Below are 22,671 nucleotides of genomic sequence, written 5' to 3'. Positions count from 1 at the left end.
AATATGAACGATGGATATATTATGTACGACACCGTTACATTGCATATCAAGTTAATTCTAATATTGCTCTGGGCGACGATCTTTGAACACTGGAATGGTAGAACGAACTTTATCAACTATACTCATATCGATCTCGCCAGTTAACACTGTCTCTTCATCTCCGGCTTCAGCTACAATTTCTCCCCAAGGATCGATAACGATAGAATGACCGAAGAACGTACTTTCGCCACTTGTACCCATACGATTACAAGCAATGACATACATTTGGTTTTCAATTGCTCTAGCCATCAACAATGTTCTCCAATGATGAAGACGAGGATTTGGCCATTGTGCCGGCACAAACATTACCTTTGCTCCATCTAGTGCAAGACGACGGAACAATTCTGGGAAACGGATATCATAACAGATCATCATCCCTGCATCAATTCCATCAATTTGCAATTGCCCTAATTTGTCTCCTGCTTGCAAGTACTTCTCTTCATCCATAAGTCGGAACAGATGAAGTTTAGAATAATCACTAATTACTTTACCGTTGCGATCGAATGCATAAATCGTATTGAATACGCCATCTTCTTTGGATTCCGCAATAGAACCAGCAACAATATTCACTTGATGTTCTGAAGAAAACTGAGATAACCATATCTTTGTTGACTCTCCGCTTGGATCTGCCAATGTGGTAATTTCAGTTAAGGCATATCCTGTGTTCCACATTTCTGGAAATAGAATAACATCGGGTTTTTGCTCTGCAGATATTGCCTGATGTAACATATTTTTTAATTTCAAAGTATTCGCTTCTACATTACCAACTTCTACATGCATTTGAATGATTGCGAATTTCAGCGTCTGACTCATGATGTTTCCTCCTACAACTTTTCATTCTCTTCCCGACTTACTATTCTTAGATGAAAAGTAACATCGAAAGCATAGACCAATTTTTCATAACCTCTCGATTAAACCATTTCCCTAATCATACCTTGTCATGGATACATGTCAAGATGGGCAAGCTAAACTCATCACAACATGTTGCCTTTATAAATAGAGCTTACTATTACTAAGCTTGGATTTTAGGCAGTACCCATTGCTTATCATTATTTGCTCACTATTGGAAAGAGTAACATTGCATCTTAATTAAAAGGAGAATAATTAATGAAAATACTTTCAATCTTTTCACTTGCCTTTTGTTTTTGTATTTCTCTTATGATACCTACGGAGCATTCTTATAGCGCTCCTGCAATTAATCATTATGAAGTCAACGCGGAAGCAGCATTTATTGGTGAAGATGTAGCATTGCCGGCACAGTTAATGCTACCTGAACAAAGTGAACTCGCTAATCGCGTACAAGTATTCGACGTCAAGAAAGGCCAAGTCGTTCAAACAACGGAAAATAATGAGTTTTTCCAAAAAAATGTTCATCAATGGTTATCCGGCATTACTGGTTTGGCACCTGAAGTCTCTCCAGACCTAAAAGCAAAGTATATTGTACGTGTGCCAGTTAAACCAGCTGCAACACTGCAAGTTGGAACTACAAAACTTTCAGTTATCGAAGTATTCCTTTTCTATTATGAAGATAAAGAACCGATGCTTCTCATATTTGATGAAACAAAGAAACCTTATATCTTCAACATTCATAATGATGTAAAACCATTTATTCAATATTTAACTATTCCCGATTAACAAACTTGGATTTTTCCTCATCTACTTCATTTCTCTCGCCATTCATGCTACATTAGTTTTATTGTAAAACTGACAAGTAATTTCGAATTATGGATGGTGGAGAGTTAATGACTACAAAGCAAACAATTCAAATCGAACCGGCAATTAGAATGACCGGTCTGCCCACTCAATTTTTTTCTACTCTTGTTGCGAAAGCAAACAAACAAATTGCTTTAGGCAAAGATGTAATTAATTTAGGTCAAGGCAATCCAGATCAGCCAACACCCCCACATATTGTGAGTTCTCTTCAACAAGCTGCTGCAAATCCGCAGTATCATAAGTATCCTCCTTTTAGTGGTTACAGCTTCTTGAAGGAAGCGATTGTAACTCGCTATAAAGAAGATTATGACGTTGATCTTGACCCACAAACAGAAGTAGCTATTTTATTTGGTGGAAAAACTGGTTTAGTAGAAATCAGTCAATGCTTCCTTAATCCAGATGATATTTGCCTCGTTCCTGACCCTGGTTATCCAGATTATTGGTCTGGTGTTGCGCTTGCAGGAGCTAGTATGCATTTCATGCCACTTCTTGAACGCAACGAATACTTACCTGACTTAGCTGCGATCGATCCTGACATTGCAGACAAAGCGAAGCTAATGTTTTTAAATTATCCTAATAACCCTACAGGTGCGACTGCAGACGGTGCGTTTTATGATGAAGCCATCGCATATGCTCGCAAACATAATATTATCGTTACGAGTGACTTTGCATACGGGACGATTGGATTCGATGATAAAAAACCAACTAGCTTTTTACAATCTGAAGGGGCAAAAGATGTTGGCATCGAGTTTTATACTTTATCGAAGAGTTATAATATGGCTGGATGGCGAGTTGGTTTTGCGTTAGGTAACGCACAAATTATTGAGCAAATTAATTTAATCCAAGATCATTATTATTGCTCTCTATTCGGTGGAATTCAAGAAGCAGCCGCTGTCGCTTTAACTAGCTCTCAAGATTGTGTTGAGCAATTAACAGCTACTTATGAACGTCGTCGAGATGCTTTATTCACTGCTCTTGATGAAATAGGTTGGAAAGCTACGAAGCCAAGTGGATCATTCTTCTGTTGGTTACCTATTCCAGAAGGCTACACTTCTGCTTCATTTGCTGATCTTCTATTAGAAGAAGCAGCAGTTGTTGTTGCTCCAGGACATGGATTCGGAACATCAGGTGAAGGCTATGTGCGACTTGGATTGCTTACTTCTGAGGAGAGGTTGCAGGAAGCCATCTACCGCATAGGCAAACTCAACCTCTTTTGATCGCACGTGATCACGATGTGAATCTTCGGAGTTTATTCGACATCGAAGATCGCATTCATCGCTAGCTCCAGTGCTCATGTACCAACTACGTACATTCCGCGCTTCGCGTCACTAGCTTCATCCCATCTTCTCGGTGCTGACGCGCGATCTTCTCGAGGAAGCCTTCTTCTTGACTTACCCTCGATGGTCGGGGCTGTCGCTCACTTTGTGATCGAAGCGCTGCTTGTGACTTCTTGGCTTACCTTCGATGGTCGGGGCTGTCGCTCACTTTGTGATCGAGGCGCTGCTTGTGACTTCTTGGCTTACCTTCGATGGTCAGGGGCTGTCGCTCACTTTGTGATCGAGGCGCTGCTTACGGCTTTGGCTTACCTTCGGTGGTCGGGGCTGTCGCTCACTTTGTGATCGAAGCGCTGCTTGTGTTTGAGTTCTAGACAATAGCTGTATTATGGCTTGTTTTCTTTACAGCTACAACCATTTCATGATATTCTATTAACAATTACATAGTAACGTGTTGACGGGACCAGTAAGTAGAAATTGCTTTATCCAGAGAGTAAATTCCATGGGCTGAAAGAATTTACTATTAGCATACTACTGAAACCAATCCTCGAACGGCCGATAACAATCGGACAGCGCCTCCTGTTATAAGGCTTAAGCTGGACACTATTACTGTGTCAACTAAGGTGGTACCGCGGGAGTTAACGACTTTCGTCCTTTATTTAGGACGAAGGTCTTTTTTATTGTCTTCACTACATTAAGCTAGGATGGTATATATGGAACGAATTGTCGTGAAAATCGGTAGTAGCTCCCTTACATCTGATGAGGGTGGACTACATAAACAAAATATTCATTTTTTTGCTTCTGAACTTGCTGAATTATATAAACAAGGTAATGATGTTATTCTAGTAACTTCTGGTGCGGTTGCGGCTGGTTTCCGTGAAATTGGATATGAGTCACGCCCCAAAATGGTTCATCAAAAACAAGCTGCTGCGGCAGTAGGTCAAGCTTTGTTAATGCAAGCATATCAAGAAGCATTCTCACAATATGGTATCGTAGCAGCTCAGATTCTTCTTACTCGCTATGACTTCTCTAATCGTAAACGGATTAGTAATGCTTTAATGACGATTGAAGAATTGCTTGCACAACGTATTATTCCAATTATTAATGAAAACGATACAGTTTCTACAGCTGAAATCGTCTTGAAATTCGGTGACAATGATCATCTATCAGCTCTTGTAGCTACGATGTCTAAAGCTAATAAGCTTGCAATTATTACGGATATGGATGGGTTGTATACTGCTGATCCGCGTAAAGATCCTGATGCTACCAAAATTGAGCGAGTAGCTGAAATATCAGATGCAATACTTGCTATTGCTGGTGGCGCTGGAAGTGCTGTCGGTACTGGTGGTATGCGTTCAAAAATTGAAGCTGCTCGTATTGCAATGCGAGGTGGCGTTACTACGTTCATCGGACGTGTACAACATGCAGGAGAATTACCTTCTGCAATATTAGGTCGTGGTCGAGGTACTTACTTCGATACAGAGGAAACTTCCTTACCTATGAAAAAACAATGGCTTGGCTTCCACTCAACGCCAGTCGGTTCAATTACGATTGATCAAGGTGCAGTAACTGCACTTATTGAAAGACATAAAAGTTTATTACCAGCTGGAGTAGTCCAAGTATCAGGAGATTTCCATCCTGGTGATGTTGTTGAAGTAATTGATACACAAGGTGCAACTATTGGTCGAGGTGTTGTCAACTATGCAACATGGCAACTACAAGCTGCTGCAGGGCTTTCTTCTGATGAAGTTGAACGGCGTGTAGAAGTGCAACGGATCGAAGTAATTCATCGTGATGAATGGATTACCCTTTAGATATAGCTCAAAAAGCGGGCTTTGATAACCATGAATGTGTTAACGTAGCTTAATCGACATCGAATATGTCCCCCAACAAGTGTTCTATTATTGAAAGTTTCGTGCATTTGACCGCTTATGTACTCATACCGTACATATTGCTGGGTTTCATTACATTGCTAGATCACGATGTAAATAACACTAGGATAATTGGTATCAAATAATTGAGTTTTAGAAATCCCAGACATAAAAAAATTTTAGGAGGGTTTATAATGACGAATTTTTCTGAAGTAAAAACTAAAGCTTTGCTTGCTAAGCAGGCTGCTGCAGTAATGAATAATTTAACTACACAACAAAAAAATAACGCTTTACTTGCTATGGCTGATGCACTAGTTAATGAAAGTGCATCTATCATCGAAGCTAACGCTCTTGATATTGAAAATGGTAGAAAAAACGGAACTAGTGAATCATTACTGGACAGACTAGCCTTGAACGATGATCGTGTACTTGGAATTGCTGATGGCTTAAAACAAGTTATTGAGCTTGCAGATCCAGTTGGTGAGCAGCTATCTCAATTCTCTCGTCCGAATGGGTTACAAATTAAGCAAATACGTGTTCCACTTGGTGTTATTGGGATGATCTATGAAGCTCGTCCTAATGTAACGGTTGATGCCACTGGTCTTTGCTTGAAAACAGGGAATACTGTAGTATTGCGTGGAGGTTCTGCTGCACTACAATCTAATCGTAAAATTGTAGAAGTTATGCGCAACGCGCTACTTGCAACAGATGTCCCTGCCGATGCGATTCAATTAATCGAAGACTCAGATAGAGCATCTGTTAATGAAATGCTCAAAGCCAATGGATTACTTGATGTTGTCATTCCTCGTGGCGGAGCTTCATTAATCCGTACTGTTGTGGAGAATGCTTCTGTTCCAGTTATTGAAACTGGTGCAGGAATATGTCATACATTCGTAGATGAAACTGCACAATTAGAAATGGCAGCACAAATTGCATTAAATGCTAAAGCACAACGTCCATCCGTATGTAACTCTATGGAAACTTTACTCGTTCACGAACAATTTGCTCAAAAACATCTTGCACAATTACTTGCTCCTTTAACTGAAGCAAATGTTGAAATTCGCGGCTGTAAAGACGCACAATTACTGCTAAGTAGTATCGTTGCTGTAACTGAGCAAGATTTCGCAACCGAGTATAATGACTACATCTTAAATGTTCGGATTGTGAAGGATGTTCACGAAGCAATTGCTCATATTACAAAGTATGGTACTATGCATTCTGAATGTATTGTTACTGAAAATGCGAATAATGCTGCACTATTCTTACAAAGCATCGATGCTGCTGCTGTCTATCATAATGCATCCACGCGCTTCACAGATGGATTCGAGTTTGGCTTTGGTGCAGAAATCGGTATTAGTACTCAGAAGCTGCATGCTCGTGGACCGATGGGATTACCTGCATTAACTAGTACGAAATACATGATTCAAGGAAATGGGCAAATTCGTCCATAATATAAATAAAATTTAAACCATGCTTTCGAAGTTGCTTTTCATTATTAGTGAAGTTACGATAACAGCAAATGAAAAGTTTTAGGAGGGAAATTGACATGACACACGAAAACCATCATGAAACAAGCGCCATCTCAAATCAATTAATTTGCTTCTATGGAGCAGGTTCTATGGCTGAGGCTATTGCTAGAGGACTACTTAACCAAGAGTTAATTCCGGGCAAACAAGTATCTATGCTTAATCGTTCTAATAAAGAGCGTCAACAACAATTGCACCTTCACTATGGTGTTCAAACAGCGATGCAAGGAAAAACTAATGCACAATATCTTCAAGAAGCAAATATCATTTTTCTTGCGATGAAGCCTAAGGACGCTGTCGAAGCAATTCGTTCGTTAAAGCCTAATCTTTCTTCTAATCAATTAATTATCTCAGTTATCGCTGGTCTTTCTATTAGCGCCATCGAAAAATTAATAGGTAACGAAATGGCTATAGTCCGTACGATGCCTAATACTTCAAGTACTATAGGTCTTGGAGCAACAGGTATTAGTTATTCCTCTTCTGTATCTGAAGAACAGCGTTTTATGACTGAGATGATGTTTGAATCTGTAGGTATACATGTGGTCATCGAAGAACAACTACAAGATGCAGTTACTAGTGTATCCGGTAGTGGTCCTGCTTACTTCTATTACGTGATGGAATCAATGATCAAAGGAGCACAGCAGGCTGGTCTTACTGCTGAGCAAGCCAAACTTCTAGTCGTGCAAACTGCTTTAGGAGCGGCATCGATGGTCAATACTACTGGAGAGGATCCTGCTGATTTACGTCGCAAAGTAACCTCTCCAAATGGCACAACTCAAGCTGCACTTGAAACGATGGCAGAAGGTAATCTAGAAGCAACTATTATTGCTGGAATGAATCGTTGTGCCCAGCGCGCGCAAGAAATTGGTAAAGGCATCGAGGAGGACATCTAATATGAGTATGTGTATTGCTACTTATCGTTCATATGACGATACTGCTGATTTTAATAAAAAAGCCAATTCTATTGCAATAGGTCTAACTGTTGGTAGTTGGACTGATTTGCCTGAAGCTAAAAAAACTTCAATGGAAAAACATCTCGGTAAAGTACTTTCTATTGATGTTCACGAACCTAACAATGCCGCAGCTGGTGAACGTTATGCTGATATTAAAATTGCTTATCCCGATATTAATTTTAGTCGTGACATCCCTGCTTTACTAGTTACAATTTTCGGTAAACTTTCAATGGATGGTCGTATTAAATTAATCGATATAGATGTTTCAGAACAATTCGCATCTGCCTTCCCTGGTCCGAAATTCGGCATTCAAGGCGTTCGTAATCTTGTTGGAGTGCATGATCGTCCTTTACTTATGAGTATTTTCAAATCCGTTGTTGGTCATGATCTAGCAACTCTTCGCGAGCAATTTTATCAGCAAGCTTTAGGTGGAGTTGATCTAATTAAGGATGATGAGATTCTTTTTGAGAATCCATTAACACCGATTGAGAAACGTGTTGAAGTATGTATGGAAGCTGCGCGTCAAGCAGAGCAAATCACTGGTCAAAAACTACTGTATGCTGTCAATTTGACTGGTCCAACTAGCAAGCTAGCATCTCAAGCAAAAAAAGCAATCGATGCAGGTGCAAACGCCCTACTATTCAATACATTAGCTTATGGCTATGATGTGTTACATGAACTAAGTAGTGATCCAGAAATTAATGTACCGATCGCATCTCATCCAGCAATGGCAGGCGCGATGTATCCATCACCACATTATGGGATAAGTGCTTCCGTGTTACTTGGTAAGCTTAATCGCTTAGCAGGGGCTGATCTAGTTCTCTTCCCTTCTCCATATGGCTCTGTCGTTATGCCGAAGGAAGAAAATCTCGCTATTAAAGAAGTACTACTTAATGATATGCATCATTTGAAAACTAGCTTCCCTGTACCTTCAGCTGGTATCCATCCAGGTATTGTTCCGCTAATTTTGAAAGACTTTGGAATAGATGTCGTTGTCAATGCAGGTGGTGGTATTCATGGTCATGCTATGGGTACTGCTGCAGGTGGACAAGCATTCCATCAAGCGATTCAAGCAAGTATGAGCGGAATTGATTTGCGAGATGCTGCATCACAGCCTAACCACGAAGAGTTACGAATAGCGATTGAAGCATGGGGGATTAAACAATAATGACGACAACTAAGAAAAAAATTGTATTTTGTGATTTTGACGGTACAATTACAGTGAATGACAACATCGTTGCAATCATTAAACATTTCAAGCCTGCTGGTTGGGAACAATTAGTAGAAAAAACGATTTCTACTGAAATTTCTATTCAAGAAGGTGTAGGTTCACTATTTCGCCTCCTTCCCGCTTCAATGGAAAAAGAAGTGGTTGAATTTGGTATTCAAAATGCGATCATTCGTGAAGGTTTCGCCCAATTTGTGCAATTCTGCAAAGATAGCGACATTGAATTCTATGTAACTAGTGGTGGTATCGACTTCTTCGTATATCCATTACTTAAATCTTTCGGTATTCCTGAAGATCATATATACTGCAATAAGAGTGATTTTACTGGAGAACAAATTGAGATATTATGGCCTCATTCTTGTGATGAACATTGTCACAATCATTGTGGTATGTGCAAGCCTACAATTATGCGTAAATTCAGTACGGAACAATATGAACGTATTATTATTGGGGATAGCGTGACTGATTTTGAAGGTGCAAAAATAGCTGATACTGTATATTCAAGATCTCATCTTACTGAAAAATGTAACGAGCTTGGTATTGCACATACTGAATTCCAAACCTTCTTTGACATCATAGAAGCCATGAAACAGAAAGGATAAATACTATTATGAGTTTTGATCAAATTCCAATAGAACAAAAGCAAGAGGTTCTAAACAAGTTACGTGAAGTAAAGGAAGCATTTGCTGGTCGGAATTGGTTTCCTGGTACGGCAGGTAATCTGTCTATACGTATTGGGGATTATTCTCCTGAACAATTTTATTTTGGAGTAACTTCTAGTGGTAAAGACAAATATGAAAATACTCCAGAGGATTTCATATTTGTTGATCAAGATGCAAAACCATGTGAAGCAACGAATTTGAAACCATCTGCTGAAACTGTGATTCATACTGAAATTTATCGAAAAACAGGTGCAGGTGCAATCTTCCATATTCACTCCGTTTTCGGAGCTGTTATTTCTGAGTATTTTTGGCATCGTCGTTCTATTCCTGTCGATGGAGTGGAATTGATTAAGGGATTAAACATTTGGGAAGAAGAATATCAATTGGAAATTCCAATCGTAAGTAATTTTCTTCATGTCCCTTCTATTGTTCCAGAAATTACTGAGAAGTTGGATCCAAAAGTTCCAGGTATTTTTCTTCGTAAACATGGTATTTACGCTTGGGGCGCTAATGCTTTTGAAGCAAAACGTCATCTTGAATCATTTGAATTCATTTTTGAATATGTATATCGTCTAGAGATGTTAAAAAAAGGATTACCTACCGTATAGTTCCTTCACTATTCTTTAATTACTTATAAATATCTCTTAAATAGATACAAAAAAGGAATGTCCAATTAGTCAGCTCACTAGAGTGTGACTTTTAGACATTCCTTTTGTTTATTATCTATTCACCAAAGAATAATTTGGAAGTAACTGCATAATCAACTTGTAAATCTTGACCACTAATGTAAGTGTTCAAATCACTATTAATAAATACTAACGCGTTAGCTTGATCTTCTGCAACTGCTGCACGACCAATCGGTGAGATAAATGAGCTTGTGACATCCGCTTTTGCAATATCATTGAAATCAGCAAGCATTGGCGTTATCGTTGAGCTTGGTGATACGTTATTTAATCTAATCTTCTTCTCGGCCAAGCTATAAGCACGATATTTCACCCAAGCTATGAGCGCTTCTTTCGACAATCCATATGATCCGTTCTTCGTTTCATCTTGATCCATTACATTAGGATCGGTAATATTTTCGTCTACCCATTGCTTTGCATCCTCAAACGTCGAAGTTTTAATAAGTGGCATTAGTACATTTAACTTTTGCATCCAGCCCATACCTGCCAATGATGCAACCGTAGCAATGGAGCTTCCTTCTGGCATACGTGGGATGATAGATTCAATTAAGTAACGTCCCCCAATGAAATTAATAGTTACAACATCAGCTGGTGTAAAACGCCCGCTACCATAAATCGTTCCTGCAATCCCTGCACAGCTAAACACGCTATCGATCACATCTGGTAATTGACTAACCGCCTCATCAATTGAAGCTTTATCTCCCAGATTTACTTTTATAGATTTCTTAACATCTAATTTAGAATCATTAATATCTAACGCATATACTTCAGCACCCTGTTCTAAAAGAATCTTAGCAGTCGCTTCTCCCATACCAGATGCCGCACCAGTAACAACTACTTTCTTACCTTCATAGTTCAATAAATTCTTCATGAAATAACCTCCTGTTATGATTTTCTTATGATTGCGCTATCATTATAGAGTTGGATCTTTGCTATAGTGACTTAAGTTCTAGTATAATCAGATCATTAAGTCATTCAAGCGTAACTTGTTGCATAATGAACAGTTTACTCTGCTCAAGTACAAAAAAATTAACTTATTAGACAATGAGGGTGATTTTGTTGAAAAACGAGAAATTTTTAGATTTTCGTATCGTTAAATCTCGTAGAAAAATAAAAAATGCTATGATCCAACTTATGTCTATTAACAAATATTCCAATATTTCTATTCAAGATATTGTCGAAGAGGCAGCATTAAATCGTGGTACGTTCTATAATCATTTTCTCAATAAAGATGAACTTTTAGCTGAAATACTTGATGAAGTTGTAAATGAACTTGTTAACTCATATAGAGTACCTTATAGCCATATAAGTACATTTAAGTTGAATGAAATCGAGCCAAATACAGTAATTTTGTTCCAAAATGTATATAAACATAAGAAATTTTATCAAATGATTGTTCATTCAGAGATCATTTTCAAATTCCAAACGAAGTTAACGAAAGAAATAAAATCACTTTACTTAAATGAATTATTTCTTCAAAATTCTAAAATTAATCCAGACATTAATGCGACGTATTCAGCCTACGCAGTAGTAGGAACGATCATTAATTGGGTTGAAAATGATTTCATCTATACCCCTGAATATATGGCTAAACAACTAATGGAAATTGTCACGATGTCACCTCACCAATCTCTAGTAGCAATTAAAAACAAATAATTTTGTTTCAATTAGAACAACAAAAAACGGCATCTCATCATACGTGAGTGCCGTTTTTTGTTATGTACATATGAAGTGAAATTCTTAATAAAGTAAACTCAAACATTTTCAAGTTCTAGCATATACAATAACGTATCATTACCTAATCCCTTTTATTAATTTTGTAGAAATTATAACTTTCACTATCAATCTCGATAATACTTTCAAAGTTAAATCCACATTTTTCTATGACTCTATTAGAGGGTAAATTACTTAATAGAGCAATTGCATTAAGTAATTCGACGTTCGTATTCTCAAATAAAAACTTGACTAATCCTTTTGCAGCCTGGGTAGTGTAGCCTTTTCCCCGATGATCCTTTGATACTGCATACATGATCTCTCGATTGGGCGGTGGCAATTCATCTTTAATTCCTGTGCAGCACCAGCCGATAAGCTCATTCGTCTCTTTCAAAACAATTCCCAAACGAAGTCGGAGTTCAGCAATGTCTTCACCTTTTGATAAAGCTTTCAAAAACTGTTTATTCTCAGGAATTTCGTAATTAATAAACCAATCTTCCCTTTGTTCTTTTGATACGTTCCACCCTGGTAAATATTCATGAATTTCGGGTTGCCAAGTAAGTTCATGAAACTTATCTAAATCAGAAATTAGAAACTCTCGTAAAAATACGTCCTTACAGTCAATTTTGAAAACACTTTCGTCCCTCATCTAGTTTTGACCTCCTTCAATAGCTAGAATTGTTATCAGTTCTTGTTGCATCGAATCATTATTATACATGCGAATATCCTCTTAGTTGTGATCTTAATTAATAAGAATTTTATATACAATCTTCTTAACATACTCTGATTCTGTTACATATGCTCCAACTAGATGAGCATCCTCAGGGAAACATACAAGGAAATAACCAGGCATCAAATACCCGGAAAATTTTTCTAAAGTTAGCAAATCTCCAAAACCAATGTCGCTTGACTCATCAAATTCACTACAATTACTCAATTCATCAATATGCCCAACTTCCACATATTCCTTACCTTCTAGAACAACATGAATGTCCATGAACTTGTGATGATATTCTGCCTGCTTCAAATCTATGGAACTAGTATGAAATTCTATAATGTTTTTTTTGAAATACTCCAATTCTTCTGGATCATTATTGTTAGATGCGATACTTTCTAGAGCTTTCATTAATGATAATGATGTGAATTTATACCGTGATGCATGGGCGATTTTGTCATAGATCATGTTAGTTTCACAACCTTCTCTAAGTTTTCACTTACAGTAGCTTTACAACTCTCATCCCATAATAAGGTAATAGTAAATAAAGTTGCAATATAATTAGAAAAATAAAAGAGTATGAGCTCGATAAAATACCGAACCCACACTCTACATTCTGATAATCAAATATAATTTTCAAAGCCTCGATTAATTATTCCCCATTCACTTTAAGTCGAATAACGTTCCATGATGTTTTGGAGAGTTGTGCAGTAATATGTCCACCGTCTACAGTAGTTGTTCCGCAAATTTGAGGGACAACATTGTTCGGATCAAGCTTCGTATTCACTGCTTTAATATCATCATTTGCTAGTGCAATATGTTCAATCAATTGTACATTACCGAAGCTACGAAGATCAATATCTAGCTGCAGTCTTTCTTCCAAATTTCTGTTTACAGCAAATATCGTTACCTCACTTAATTCCTCATTATATACACTAATAGATTCGAGATAAGGAACATCTGTAAACTCTTTCGAATCATACTTTGGACTAGTAACTAGTGGGTGAAGAACTGTTCCACGACCATAGACGGAAGTATGCAAGAATGGATAGTACGTCGTTTGTAACCATAATGGTCCGCCGTTCTCTGTCATAATCGGAGCAATGACATTAATAAGTTGCGCCATACAAGCCATCTTAACGCGATCTGCATGTTTCAATATCGTAATTAATAAGCAACCCACAACTAGTGCATCCTCTAGATTATAGACATCTTCTAGCTCTGGTGGTGCGATTTGCCAACGTTGTTCAGCCGTACTTGTCCCTATCGTATTCCAAACATTCCATTCATCCAAAGATAAGTATATTTTTTTCTTACTTTTCTTTTTCGCTTTAATATAATCACAAGTAGCTGCGACACTACTAATGAATTGATCCAAATCAAGTGATTTGGCTAAGAAGTTCGGTGAATCTTTTTCGTTATTATTATAATATTGGTGAAGAGACAAGTAATCGACGTTGTCATAAGTAAGATCTAATACCGTTGCTTCCCATTCGGCAAACGTACTCATACTGCTACTAGAGCTACCGCAAGCGACGAATTCTAATGTTGGATCTACCCAGCGCATTGCTTTAGCTGATTCATTAGCTAGTCTGCCATATTCGTAAGCCGTTTTCGCCCCAATCTGCCATGGTCCATCCATTTCATTGCCTAAACACCATGTTTTGAAAGCATGCGGCTCTTTATATCCATGTGATATACGTAAATCACTCCAATATGAGCCTGAAGGATGATTACAATATTCTACTAAGTTTCTTGCCGCATCAATTCCTCTTGTACCTAAATTGACTGCCATCATAACTTCAGATCCAGCTAATTTGGCCCATTCTGCAAATTCATTCGTACCTACTAGATTGGGTTCAGTTGTCCACCAAGCGAGGTCTAGCTTTTGTTTACGATCATTTTTTGGACCAACACCATCTTCCCAGTTGTATCCAGACACAAAATTTCCACCTGGATAACGAATTATAGGAACATTTAACGATTTAATTGCTTCTAATGCATCACGACGAAAACCTTGCTCATCCGCAGTAGCATGATCAGGTTCATAGATACCACCATATACCGCACGGCCCAAGTGTTCAATAAAAGAACCGTATACTCTAGGATCTACTTCAGCAAGCTTAAAATCTTTGTCTACAATCATCGTTGATTTCAATGTCATAAATATCGTTCCTCCTAAAACTTTTTATTAACCTCCTGAAGTAACTTCTTGCCATAAAAAGTCACATCGGAAGCATATACTAATTAGAGTTAATTATATTATTAATCCTTGTATTCGTTTATACTATGATTATAAGTATATTAGCGTCATTTGCACAATTCAATTATTGAGGATTAATATAATTACTTATTCTAATCTTTTTGGAGGTATGGTAATGTATTTAACAACAAATGCTGATTCACTTCGAGTGTACGAAGCTCTAGGAAGTGAAGTAAGACTTAAAATTATTGATCTACTTGATAAGAGGGAAATGCATATTAAAGAATTAGCAGCCGAATTATATCTAAGTAGCGCCATCGTCAGTTCTCATGTCGCTAAGTTACAGAAAGCTGGGTTAGTAAGCTCTAGAATGAAAAGAATCGGTACAGGTACCTATAAATACTGCTCCCTATCCGCTAATTATATGCAAATTAAATTGTCTAGTTCTTCAGACATTGCTAAAAAAGTGGTTGAGCTTTCTATTCCAGTGGGGCATTACACTGATTTACAAGCTCGGCCAACTTGCGGAATTGCAACGACTGAGAAATTGATAGGATTTTACGATGATCCAAGATATTTTCTTGACCAGGAACGCGTTAATGCTGGAATACTATGGTTCGCCAAAGGCTACGTAGAGTACAAAGTTCCCAACTATTTATTTATGGATCAAATTGTGCAGGAAATTGAAATATCAATGGAAATTGGATCAGAAGCGCCAAATATTAATGAAAAATGGCCTTCAGATATCGTTTTTACGATGAATGGAATAGAACTTGGGAAATGGACTAGCCCAGGAGATTTTGGTAATTTAAGAGGTCGCCTAACACCTGATTGGTGGAACTCAGATATTAATCAATATGGCTTGCTAAAAGTACTTAAAATTAATGCTGGAGGGACATTTGTTGATGGTCAACAAATATCTAATATCACCTTAAATGATGTTCATTGGAAAAACGACCAATGGTCGTTCCGCTTCACAGCAGATGACATTGGTCGTAGACGTGGTGGATTAACATTATTTGGTAGAGGCTTTGGTAACTATAATCAGGATATTGTTTTTAGAGTATTTTACGAGTAACCTTATAATTATGTGATATTGCTAAGCGGCTTACTTTTCTGCTGAAATAATGATAAACATTGGACGACGATTCTCATCTTTCATCATTGGATCATTATTAAACATTTCATCAGATGGCTTAGGTTCTTGGACAGCTTTAATTGTAAATCCAGCTTGAATGACATTATTGATGTAGGTAGATACAGTCCGATGGTATTTAATAACACCTTCTGCTAAAAAGTTGGTTACACGTGTTCCCTCAGATTGATATTGATCAACTGGCCAATGAAGTCGATTTCCTTGATCATCTACATACCAATCTTGTTCATCCCTTGAAGTGAAAATCGGATGCTCTACTGAGAAGATAAAAGATCCTCCCGGTTTTAGACATTGATGTACCTTTTTACAAATATCTTCAAATGATTCGACATAATGAAAAGCCAATGAACTGATCACAACATCAAATTGTGATGGAGAAAATTCAATGTCTTCAATCGGCATTTGCACATATGTGATAGCATCAATGTTGGAGTATTGACGAGCTTGTTGAAGCATATTTTCAGATATATCTACTCCAATGACTGAACTTGCCCCTTGATCAATTGCATATCGACAATGCCAACCGAACCCACAGCCAAGATCAAGAACATTTTTATTGCTTAGATCAGGTAATAAAGATTTTAATACATGCCATTCTCCAGCAGCTTCTAGTCCATTAATAGAACGAGCCATTTGTTTATAAGCATCGAAAAATTGCGAATCATCATATTTATTTTGTTTCATTCGAGTTACATCTCCATTACTTTAAATTGGTGGTGTGTTGTAGTAGTGTGCAGTAGATTAGGAACAGATATTGTTAAAAGACATTATCTTATCTCGTTAACTGAATCCTCTCTCCATTAATCATATAACAAAGGCTGATCATCAACAATCTGAAGATCAGCCTTTGTTATATTTAAAAAGTTACAATAACTTTGCCTTGGGAGTGACCCGTAGAGACTTTTGTTAATGCCTTGTTAATGTTATTAAAATTGTAAATTGAATCTATAGAGGGTTTGATATCTACTTTTTCAACAAGTGTAGTGATTTCTTGTAATTGACTTCCATTGGCTTGCACAAATAAGAAGCGATATTCATTTTTATGTTTACGTGCCAAAGAATCTATGCGTGCACCTACTAAACCAAACAATAATTTTTTCCACACGGAAAAATTATTGTCTACCGCAAAGCGATAATTAGGTACAGCTTTTAAAGAAACTAATTTCCCTTGAGGTTTTAATATACCTAGTTCAGCTTTTATTTCTTTCATTCCTAACGTATCGATCACATAATCTATATCTCGTAGAACATCAGCATAGTTTTCCTCATGATAATTGATGAATTGATCTGCACCTATCGCAAATGTACGTGATCTACCTCTTTCACTTCCGCTTGTAATAACATATAAACCCATTGATTTAGCGATAGGGATTGCCATAGCACCAAAGCCGCCAGTACCTCCGGGAATAAATAGCTTTTTGTCAGGTTTAACATGGAGCACATCGTTTAAAGCTTGATACGCAGTCAAAGCAGTAAGAGGTACTGCGGCGGCTTCATTAAATGATAGATTTTTAGGCATGATGGATATAATATCTTCATTAACCGCAATATATTCAGCAAAAGCTCCTATTTGATTAACGGGTAACCTTGTATATATATGGTCACCTACCTGAAAGTTTGCAACATCTTTTCCAACAGCCTCAATAACACCAGATAGTTCATTCCCTAAAGTTAATGGAAAATCATAATCAGTTATCATTCGGATACTACCATTTAGAATAAGAATATCTAATGGATTTACACCAGCAGCTTTTACTTTAACTAGAACTTGATCGTCTTTAATTTCTGGCATTTTAATATCATTCATTATCACTTGTATTTCTTTAGAATACTTCAACATTTGAGCGGCCTTCATGTTTTTATCCTCTTCCTCTACAGTGTAATGGTAGTCGCTTTATTAAAGTGCGATGATTATTTGAGATAAATTTATGGCGTACAATCATATAGTTGTACGCCATTTTTTCAATACAAGCTATTTACCTTCTTGTTATTCTTAATCCATTAACGTAGGGTAATCCGTATAACCTTTACTTCCACCACTGAAGAATGTTGTAGGATCTGGCGCATTTAATGGAGCACCTTTTTTAAGACGTTCTACTAAATCCGGATTAGCTAATGACCATGCACCGATGGGTACTATGTCAGCAAGACCAGTATCAATATCCACACTAAGATCTGCTAAAGCTCGTCCAGCTCGGTTGACCAATAGTGGATTCATCCAAATTTTTCGAATATTTTGGAGTAATGTTTCGTTTCCAAGGTGCATGACATGAAGGTAAGCTAAATTCAATTTAGCTAATTCTTTTACAAGATGGAGATAAACTTCTGGACCATGTTCACCATCATCAATCCCCCCAAGAGGTGTCCCAGGTGAGATACGGAAACCTGTTCTATCTGCTCCGATTTCTTCGACTATCGCTTTTGTCACCTCAATAGCAAAACGAGCACGATTCTCTATAGATCCACCGTATTCATCCATTCGTATATTAGAATTTTCGCCAATAAATTGATTAAGTAAATAACCATTTGCTCCATGAATTTCAACACCATCAGCTCCTGCTTCGATAGCTGCAGCTGCTGCTTTTCGGAAGTCAGCAATCGTCGTTTGAATATCTTCTTTGCTTAACTCACGAGGAACGGGAATATTCTGCATACCTTTGGCGGTGAACATTTCTACGCCCGGTGCAATTGCAGATGGTGCAACGGCTTGACGATGATGAGGTGTATTGTCAGGGTGAGACATACGACCAACGTGCATAAGTTGGATAAACATAAATCCACCTGCATTATGAACCGCATCGGTACCCTTTTTCCATCCTTCAATATGGTTTTTAGTATAGATACCAGGAGTCCATAAATAGCCTTGGCCATCCTCGGAGGGCTGAGCACCTTCACTAATGATTAATCCCATAGATGCTCTTTGCGAGTAATAAAGTGAACTTAGTTCTCCAGGTACACCATCTTCTTGTGCACGACTACGGGTCATCGGTGCCATCGCTAATCGATGGGGTAATTCTAGTCTACCTATTTTCGTTTTACTCCACATTTTTTCCATTATAATTCTATCCTCTTCAAAATTCTTATTTTACAAAATACCTTCTTGAGATCGTCCAGCTTTAAAGGCTAAACACTTTTTGATTATTAATTAAGAAAGACTGGGGTATATCGCAGTAACACCACCTGCTAATGCACTTTGTATGTTTTGGCTTACATCATCAGCAATAATTTCAAAGCGATCAGCTTCTATCCCATCAATTGCTATTTTAGCGATATCCGTAGGGTTGGATTTAAAAGCTTCTACCCCCTGAGTCATGTCTGTGTCCATAAAGCCCACATGTAATCCCACTACTCTCACATTTTGAGGATATAGATTTATACGCAGATCGTTCGTCAATGCCCACTCAGCCGACTTTGCAGCAGTATAAGCACCAACAATTCCGTTACTGACCCAAGACAACGCGGAAAGAATATTGAGAATCGTACCTCCTCCATTATTAGTTAAAATCGGTGCGAAAGTACGAACCATGGAAAGTGTGCCAAAGAAATGTGTATTAAACTCTATTTGTATTTTTTCAAGATCACCGTCAAGCAAAGAAGCACCTGTCGACGATCCTGCATTGTTGATCAGAAGTGTAACATCTTTAGTGAGCATAGCAGCTGCAGCTACCTCTTGGGAGTTAGTAATATCAAGCTTTACAGGTATTACACCTGGTATATCAATGCTCTCCGGATTTCTTGCACCTGCATAAACTTTAGCCCCTCTGGATAGAAGTTCAAGGGCTAGTTGGCGGCCAAAACCTCGGTTTGCTCCAGTGACAAATGCGACTTGTTCTGAAATTTTCAATTTTAACATCTCCTTTTATTCATGTATTATTTCATTTTTTGTACAGCAAAAAATCTTTCTCACTACAACTATGCTAGCAATGATTATCTTTAGGGAGGTTCTTTCGGTTGCAATTAATTATCACTTTTCGGGAATGATCATTCTAAAAAACGTGTAAGAATGAGTCACATGGAGTAAACTTTAAGCAAGATGAGAAACAAATTCAAGAACGATCGTTCTAAAAAGGGTAATGAAGATTGAACGCATCATTAAATAATTGTAAGAATTATTACAAGAACGATCATTCTAAAATATACATAGTTAACATTATCATTATATCTTTCTTAAGATAAGTAACTATAGGCTTACTAATATAGGAACAGTCATACTAAATAAAAATAATTACTTATCTAAAAGTTTGATAGAAAAACTGGCTATACGGTTCAATTTTTCTTTGGGCATAGAGGTTCTTGTCATTACCCTTAACCCAACACATACAGCATGTAAATGTTCCGCCAATTCGTTGGCATTGCAATCTGAGTTAAATTCCCCATTTTGCTGCCCCCACAGAATAATATCCTTGAATAACTGCTCTGATAATGTGAACGATTCAGATAACTTTGAATCTACATCGGCATCGCGCATAGCCAACTCCACCGCTGAATTCACCATTAAACAGCCTGAGGGCGAATCCTCTTCACCATATATCATGGAACCTAAAATAAATTGAAGTGCTTCCGTCGCTGTCTTGGATCGTTTAACTTGTAGTGTAAGTTCAGCATTCACCTTATCGCTGAATCGATCCATAGCTTTCAAAAAGAGCGTATGTTTGTCTCCAAAGGTGTCATATAAACTCCTACGATGGATTCCCATATGCTCAACCAGATCTGTCATTGATGACTTCTCATAGCCTTGTTCCCAAAAGAGCTTCATCGCCTTATCTAATACTACGTTCTCTTCGAATTCTTTGCTTCTTGCCATTTTGTTTTCCTCCTCCCATAGATAATATAACATATTGAGAACGATCAGTAAAGAAACTGATTTTACTTTCATAACTTCCTGTATTTTATTTGTATGTACATTATAGAGAATTTCAAGTATCAAAAAAGAGTATTTTCGATTCTAATATTAAAAATAAAAAAGACGAAGTAAGATAACGCTTATCCCACTTCGTCATACATATTATTCTCAAATACCTTATTAAAATTTCACTGGTAAAGATGCTAAACCTTGTGAAGAAAGTGACATGCCCAAAAGCAAGATGGAGTTTAATTTCACTCATACTTTTAATCAGTGTACAAATCTTACATATGTTGGATCTATATGTTCGATCAGATATTTGTATAATGTTTTTTCGTCGTTTTCTGAATTCATGTGCATGCTTACAGTGATAAAACGTGAAGATATTCCCCCTCCTCCGAATAGGCGCCCAAGAACATATAGATATCGCGTTAATCCATATCAAAAAGTTGACTTAACTCATCGTTGTATTTTTGCATACTGTCCTTTCCATTTCAATAATATTTAAGCGAACTAACAATAATACGACTTTATGAATAACACTTTCATGACTTTTTACATAAATTCAAAAACAAGCACATCCGAACTGATTGTTCAGATGTGCTTGTTTTTTTCTTATATCATTCACTCTTCTAAGGTGCCTTTTTTGGATTTCCATCTTATTATCACTAACGATTTCTGTATTGTTTAGAAGGTACTCCTCATGCTTCTTGAAGGTTTTAATAAAATATGCCTGATCGTAGACGGTAAGCCGAGCACCGATGTTTGAGATTATGTCGTTGAAATGATCAAGCTTCTGCAACGTTATCTCTTCAAACAAATGCAGATAAATGTATTTTTTACTTGCTTGAACCACTTTGGACAATTCTAGCTACCGCAAACATGTAGGTTAGTAATCGTAAAGTTATGCATGTGATTAACAGATATTCGAACTATACTATGAGTGCAACATAATTCCAAAAAAAGGGGATTAAATGTATGTCTATATTTAAATATTCGGTTGGTCCATGGAATGTACATAATGGAGCAGATACTTACGGCCCTGCAGTAAGAAGTGAAATTGACTTTGAAGAGAAATTGAAAAGATTCTCAGAAATCGGATTTAGTGCCATTCAATTTCATGATGATGATGCAGTGCCAAACATCAATGAATTAGCCGAAGAGGACATCAAGCTTGAAGCAAGAAAGGTCAAAGCGTTACTAGATAAGTACAATTTAGTTGCAGAGTTTGTTGCTCCTAGACTATGGATGGATCCTCATACAATCGAGGGTGGTTATATGTCTACGTCAGAGGTTGATCGAGAATTTGCTATGTGGCGCTCATACCGCTCTATAGATATCGCAAACGAATTAGGATGCGACAAAATTGTATTGTGGTTAGCTAGAGAAGGTACGTTATGTGCTGAAAGTAAAAGTCCTGTTGATGCAACAAAGCAATTAATAGAAGCTATTAACAGCATGCTTACATATGACAAAAATATTAAAGTTGTCATTGAGCCTAAACCAAATGAACCTATTGATCGAAGCATTTGTGGAACAATGGGACACGTGTTAGCTGTATCAGCTGCAACAATTGATCCTACCAGAGTTGGAGGATTATTGGAATCTGCACATGCTATTTTATCTGGTCTTGATCCATCTCATGAAATAGGTTTTGCAATAGCGATGAATAAATTATGGGGTGTCCATCTGAATGACCAAAATGGGATGAAATTTGATCAGGATAAAAGCTTTGGTGTTGAAAATCTACGTCAAGCCTTTAATCAGATCAAAGTATTAAAGGAAAATAACTATGGTTCAAATGGAGAATATGTTGGGTTAGATGTTAAAGCGATGCGAACAACAGTTGATAAGGATAGCTTTAAACATTTGGAGAACAGCTTAAAAATAATTAAGGCTTTGGAAATTAAAGTTGAACGCTTCGATTATGAATATCAAAAGTTATGCGTCGCTAATCGTGATTTTGAAGGCTTAGAAATGTACGTCATGAATCTACTAATGGGTATTGACCAATAGAGATTTCATGCAAACCATCACTCTTTATCATACAACCTACGTTAATAAGCAGTTCGTTGTATGATAAAGAATTTAC

Annotated in this window: 21 protein-coding genes and 1 other annotated feature; of the genes, 11 read left to right on the top strand and 10 right to left on the bottom strand. The window is 37.3% G+C overall.

The features are described 5' to 3' along the window. Positions 1 to 57: 57 nt before the first annotated feature. Entirely contained in the window at positions 58 to 852 is a 795-nt protein-coding gene (locus NV377_RS25110) for a carbon-nitrogen family hydrolase (protein WP_258203578.1), read from the bottom strand. Positions 853 to 1,146: 294 nt separating this feature from the next. On the opposite strand from NV377_RS25110, the gene NV377_RS25105 reads away from it, so the two are divergent. The 8 genes from NV377_RS25105 (at position 1,147) to mtnB (ending at position 9,874) form a co-directional block, all read left to right on the top strand. Further along, positions 1,147 to 1,674: a hypothetical protein gene (locus NV377_RS25105; RefSeq protein WP_258203577.1), complete on the top strand. Its 528-nt coding sequence runs from the start codon at positions 1,147 to 1,149 to the stop codon at positions 1,672 to 1,674. 107 nt (positions 1,675 to 1,781) lie between these two features. Further along, a complete protein-coding gene (locus NV377_RS25100) occupies positions 1,782 to 2,969 on the top strand; it encodes a pyridoxal phosphate-dependent aminotransferase (RefSeq protein ID WP_258203576.1) in 1,188 nt (395 codons plus the stop codon). A gap of 502 nt (positions 2,970 to 3,471) precedes the next feature. Beyond that, positions 3,472 to 3,685 (top strand) — a binding site (T-box leader). Between the two features lie 54 nt (positions 3,686 to 3,739). Next, positions 3,740 to 4,840, top strand: coding sequence for a glutamate 5-kinase (proB, locus tag NV377_RS25095; protein WP_258203575.1), 1,101 nt, complete (start codon positions 3,740 to 3,742; stop codon positions 4,838 to 4,840). A gap of 203 nt (positions 4,841 to 5,043) precedes the next feature. Further along, the gene (locus NV377_RS25090) at positions 5,044 to 6,348 is read left to right on the top strand and encodes a glutamate-5-semialdehyde dehydrogenase (protein WP_258203574.1); all 1,305 of its coding nucleotides are present in this window, start codon (positions 5,044 to 5,046) and stop codon (positions 6,346 to 6,348) included. Between the two features lie 95 nt (positions 6,349 to 6,443). Then, positions 6,444 to 7,316 carry a pyrroline-5-carboxylate reductase gene (proC, locus tag NV377_RS25085; RefSeq protein WP_258203573.1) on the top strand — a complete coding sequence of 291 codons (873 nt, stop codon included), beginning with the start codon at positions 6,444 to 6,446 and terminating at the stop codon, positions 7,314 to 7,316. Position 7,317: 1 nt separating this feature from the next. After that, a complete protein-coding gene (locus NV377_RS25080) occupies positions 7,318 to 8,544 on the top strand; it encodes a 2,3-diketo-5-methylthiopentyl-1-phosphate enolase (protein WP_258203572.1) in 1,227 nt (408 codons plus the stop codon). Further along, the gene (locus NV377_RS25075) at positions 8,544 to 9,206 is read left to right on the top strand and encodes a 2-hydroxy-3-keto-5-methylthiopentenyl-1-phosphate phosphatase (protein ID WP_258203571.1); all 663 of its coding nucleotides are present in this window, start codon (positions 8,544 to 8,546) and stop codon (positions 9,204 to 9,206) included. Before NV377_RS25080 ends, NV377_RS25075 begins: the two co-directional genes overlap by 1 nt. Before the next feature lie 8 nt (positions 9,207 to 9,214). Further along, the gene (gene mtnB / locus NV377_RS25070) at positions 9,215 to 9,874 is read left to right on the top strand and encodes a methylthioribulose 1-phosphate dehydratase (RefSeq protein WP_258203570.1); all 660 of its coding nucleotides are present in this window, start codon (positions 9,215 to 9,217) and stop codon (positions 9,872 to 9,874) included. Positions 9,875 to 9,989: 115 nt separating this feature from the next. Here the strand turns inward: mtnB and NV377_RS25065 are convergent, their stop codons facing one another. Further along, entirely contained in the window at positions 9,990 to 10,820 is an 831-nt protein-coding gene (locus NV377_RS25065; protein ID WP_258203569.1) for an SDR family oxidoreductase, read from the bottom strand. Between the two features lie 188 nt (positions 10,821 to 11,008). Here NV377_RS25065 and NV377_RS25060 point away from each other — a divergent pair, with 188 nt between their 5' ends. Then, positions 11,009 to 11,605 (top strand): TetR/AcrR family transcriptional regulator C-terminal domain-containing protein, encoded by a 597-nt coding sequence (locus tag NV377_RS25060; protein WP_258203568.1) that lies wholly within the window; start codon positions 11,009 to 11,011, stop codon positions 11,603 to 11,605. Between the two features lie 142 nt (positions 11,606 to 11,747). On the opposite strand, the gene NV377_RS25055 is transcribed toward NV377_RS25060, so the two are convergent. From NV377_RS25055 to arfA, 3 genes are all read right to left on the bottom strand, one after another. Beyond that, positions 11,748 to 12,311 (bottom strand): GNAT family N-acetyltransferase, encoded by a 564-nt coding sequence (locus tag NV377_RS25055; RefSeq protein ID WP_258203567.1) that lies wholly within the window; start codon positions 12,309 to 12,311, stop codon positions 11,748 to 11,750. Positions 12,312 to 12,404: 93 nt separating this feature from the next. After that, complete coding sequence (locus NV377_RS25050) at positions 12,405 to 12,845, bottom strand: YhcH/YjgK/YiaL family protein (protein ID WP_258203566.1); 441 nt, start codon at positions 12,843 to 12,845, stop codon at positions 12,405 to 12,407. Positions 12,846 to 13,029: 184 nt separating this feature from the next. Next, positions 13,030 to 14,541, bottom strand: coding sequence for an arabinosylfuranosidase ArfA (gene arfA / locus NV377_RS25045; RefSeq protein ID WP_258203565.1), 1,512 nt, complete (start codon positions 14,539 to 14,541; stop codon positions 13,030 to 13,032). A 214-nt stretch (positions 14,542 to 14,755) separates the two neighbouring features. Between arfA and NV377_RS25040 the strand changes: the two genes are divergently transcribed. Further along, on the top strand, positions 14,756 to 15,658 hold the full coding sequence (locus NV377_RS25040; protein WP_258203564.1) for an ArsR/SmtB family transcription factor: 903 nt from the start codon (positions 14,756 to 14,758) through the stop codon (positions 15,656 to 15,658). Positions 15,659 to 15,688: 30 nt separating this feature from the next. Here NV377_RS25040 and NV377_RS25035 read toward each other — a convergent pair whose 3' ends face one another. The 5 genes from NV377_RS25035 to NV377_RS25015 all read right to left on the bottom strand — a co-directional run bounded on the left by NV377_RS25035 (position 15,689) and on the right by NV377_RS25015 (position 20,540). Next, positions 15,689 to 16,420, bottom strand: a complete 732-nt coding sequence (locus tag NV377_RS25035; RefSeq protein ID WP_258203563.1) for a class I SAM-dependent methyltransferase — start codon at positions 16,418 to 16,420, stop codon at positions 15,689 to 15,691. Between the two features lie 172 nt (positions 16,421 to 16,592). Continuing rightward, positions 16,593 to 17,591, bottom strand: coding sequence for an NADP-dependent oxidoreductase (locus tag NV377_RS25030; RefSeq protein ID WP_258203562.1), 999 nt, complete (start codon positions 17,589 to 17,591; stop codon positions 16,593 to 16,595). A 138-nt stretch (positions 17,592 to 17,729) separates the two neighbouring features. After that, entirely contained in the window at positions 17,730 to 18,791 is a 1,062-nt protein-coding gene (locus NV377_RS25025; RefSeq protein WP_258203561.1) for an alkene reductase, read from the bottom strand. Between the two features lie 90 nt (positions 18,792 to 18,881). After that, complete coding sequence (locus NV377_RS25020) at positions 18,882 to 19,589, bottom strand: SDR family oxidoreductase (protein ID WP_258203560.1); 708 nt, start codon at positions 19,587 to 19,589, stop codon at positions 18,882 to 18,884. A 372-nt stretch (positions 19,590 to 19,961) separates the two neighbouring features. Continuing rightward, positions 19,962 to 20,540, bottom strand: a complete 579-nt coding sequence (locus tag NV377_RS25015) for a TetR/AcrR family transcriptional regulator (RefSeq protein ID WP_258203559.1) — start codon at positions 20,538 to 20,540, stop codon at positions 19,962 to 19,964. A gap of 1,017 nt (positions 20,541 to 21,557) precedes the next feature. On the opposite strand from NV377_RS25015, the gene NV377_RS25010 reads away from it, so the two are divergent. Further along, positions 21,558 to 22,595: a TIM barrel protein gene (locus tag NV377_RS25010; protein ID WP_258203558.1), complete on the top strand. Its 1,038-nt coding sequence runs from the start codon at positions 21,558 to 21,560 to the stop codon at positions 22,593 to 22,595. The last annotated feature ends 76 nt before the right edge of the window (positions 22,596 to 22,671 follow it).

The sequence above is a fragment of the Paenibacillus endoradicis genome (assembly GCF_024721975.1).
This window is presented reverse-complemented; position numbering and strand designations above follow the sequence as displayed.

Excerpts from the sequence above, each read along its gene's own strand:
- NV377_RS25055 (WP_258203567.1), bottom strand. The coding sequence starts at position 12,311 with ATGAGGGACGAAAGTGTTTTCAAAATTGACTGTAAGGACGTATTTTTA.
- proB (WP_258203575.1), top strand. The coding sequence starts at position 3,740 with ATGGAACGAATTGTCGTGAAAATCGGTAGTAGCTCCCTTACATCTGAT.
- NV377_RS25050 (WP_258203566.1), bottom strand. The coding sequence starts at position 12,845 with ATGATCTATGACAAAATCGCCCATGCATCACGGTATAAATTCACATCA.
- NV377_RS25025 (WP_258203561.1), bottom strand. The coding sequence starts at position 18,791 with ATGGAAAAAATGTGGAGTAAAACGAAAATAGGTAGACTAGAATTACCC.
- NV377_RS25030 (WP_258203562.1), bottom strand. The coding sequence starts at position 17,591 with ATGAAGGCCGCTCAAATGTTGAAGTATTCTAAAGAAATACAAGTGATA.
- NV377_RS25020 (WP_258203560.1), bottom strand. The coding sequence starts at position 19,589 with ATGTTAAAATTGAAAATTTCAGAACAAGTCGCATTTGTCACTGGAGCA.
- NV377_RS25010 (WP_258203558.1), top strand. The coding sequence starts at position 21,558 with ATGTCTATATTTAAATATTCGGTTGGTCCATGGAATGTACATAATGGA.
- NV377_RS25040 (WP_258203564.1), top strand. The coding sequence starts at position 14,756 with ATGTATTTAACAACAAATGCTGATTCACTTCGAGTGTACGAAGCTCTA.
- NV377_RS25015 (WP_258203559.1), bottom strand. The coding sequence starts at position 20,540 with ATGGCAAGAAGCAAAGAATTCGAAGAGAACGTAGTATTAGATAAGGCG.
- NV377_RS25075 (WP_258203571.1), top strand. The coding sequence starts at position 8,544 with ATGACGACAACTAAGAAAAAAATTGTATTTTGTGATTTTGACGGTACA.
- NV377_RS25110 (WP_258203578.1), bottom strand. The coding sequence starts at position 852 with ATGAGTCAGACGCTGAAATTCGCAATCATTCAAATGCATGTAGAAGTT.
- NV377_RS25100 (WP_258203576.1), top strand. The coding sequence starts at position 1,782 with ATGACTACAAAGCAAACAATTCAAATCGAACCGGCAATTAGAATGACC.
- mtnB (WP_258203570.1), top strand. The coding sequence starts at position 9,215 with ATGAGTTTTGATCAAATTCCAATAGAACAAAAGCAAGAGGTTCTAAAC.
- NV377_RS25035 (WP_258203563.1), bottom strand. The coding sequence starts at position 16,420 with ATGAAACAAAATAAATATGATGATTCGCAATTTTTCGATGCTTATAAA.
- arfA (WP_258203565.1), bottom strand. The coding sequence starts at position 14,541 with ATGACATTGAAATCAACGATGATTGTAGACAAAGATTTTAAGCTTGCT.
- proC (WP_258203573.1), top strand. The coding sequence starts at position 6,444 with ATGACACACGAAAACCATCATGAAACAAGCGCCATCTCAAATCAATTA.
- NV377_RS25080 (WP_258203572.1), top strand. The coding sequence starts at position 7,318 with ATGAGTATGTGTATTGCTACTTATCGTTCATATGACGATACTGCTGAT.
- NV377_RS25065 (WP_258203569.1), bottom strand. The coding sequence starts at position 10,820 with ATGAAGAATTTATTGAACTATGAAGGTAAGAAAGTAGTTGTTACTGGT.
- NV377_RS25105 (WP_258203577.1), top strand. The coding sequence starts at position 1,147 with ATGAAAATACTTTCAATCTTTTCACTTGCCTTTTGTTTTTGTATTTCT.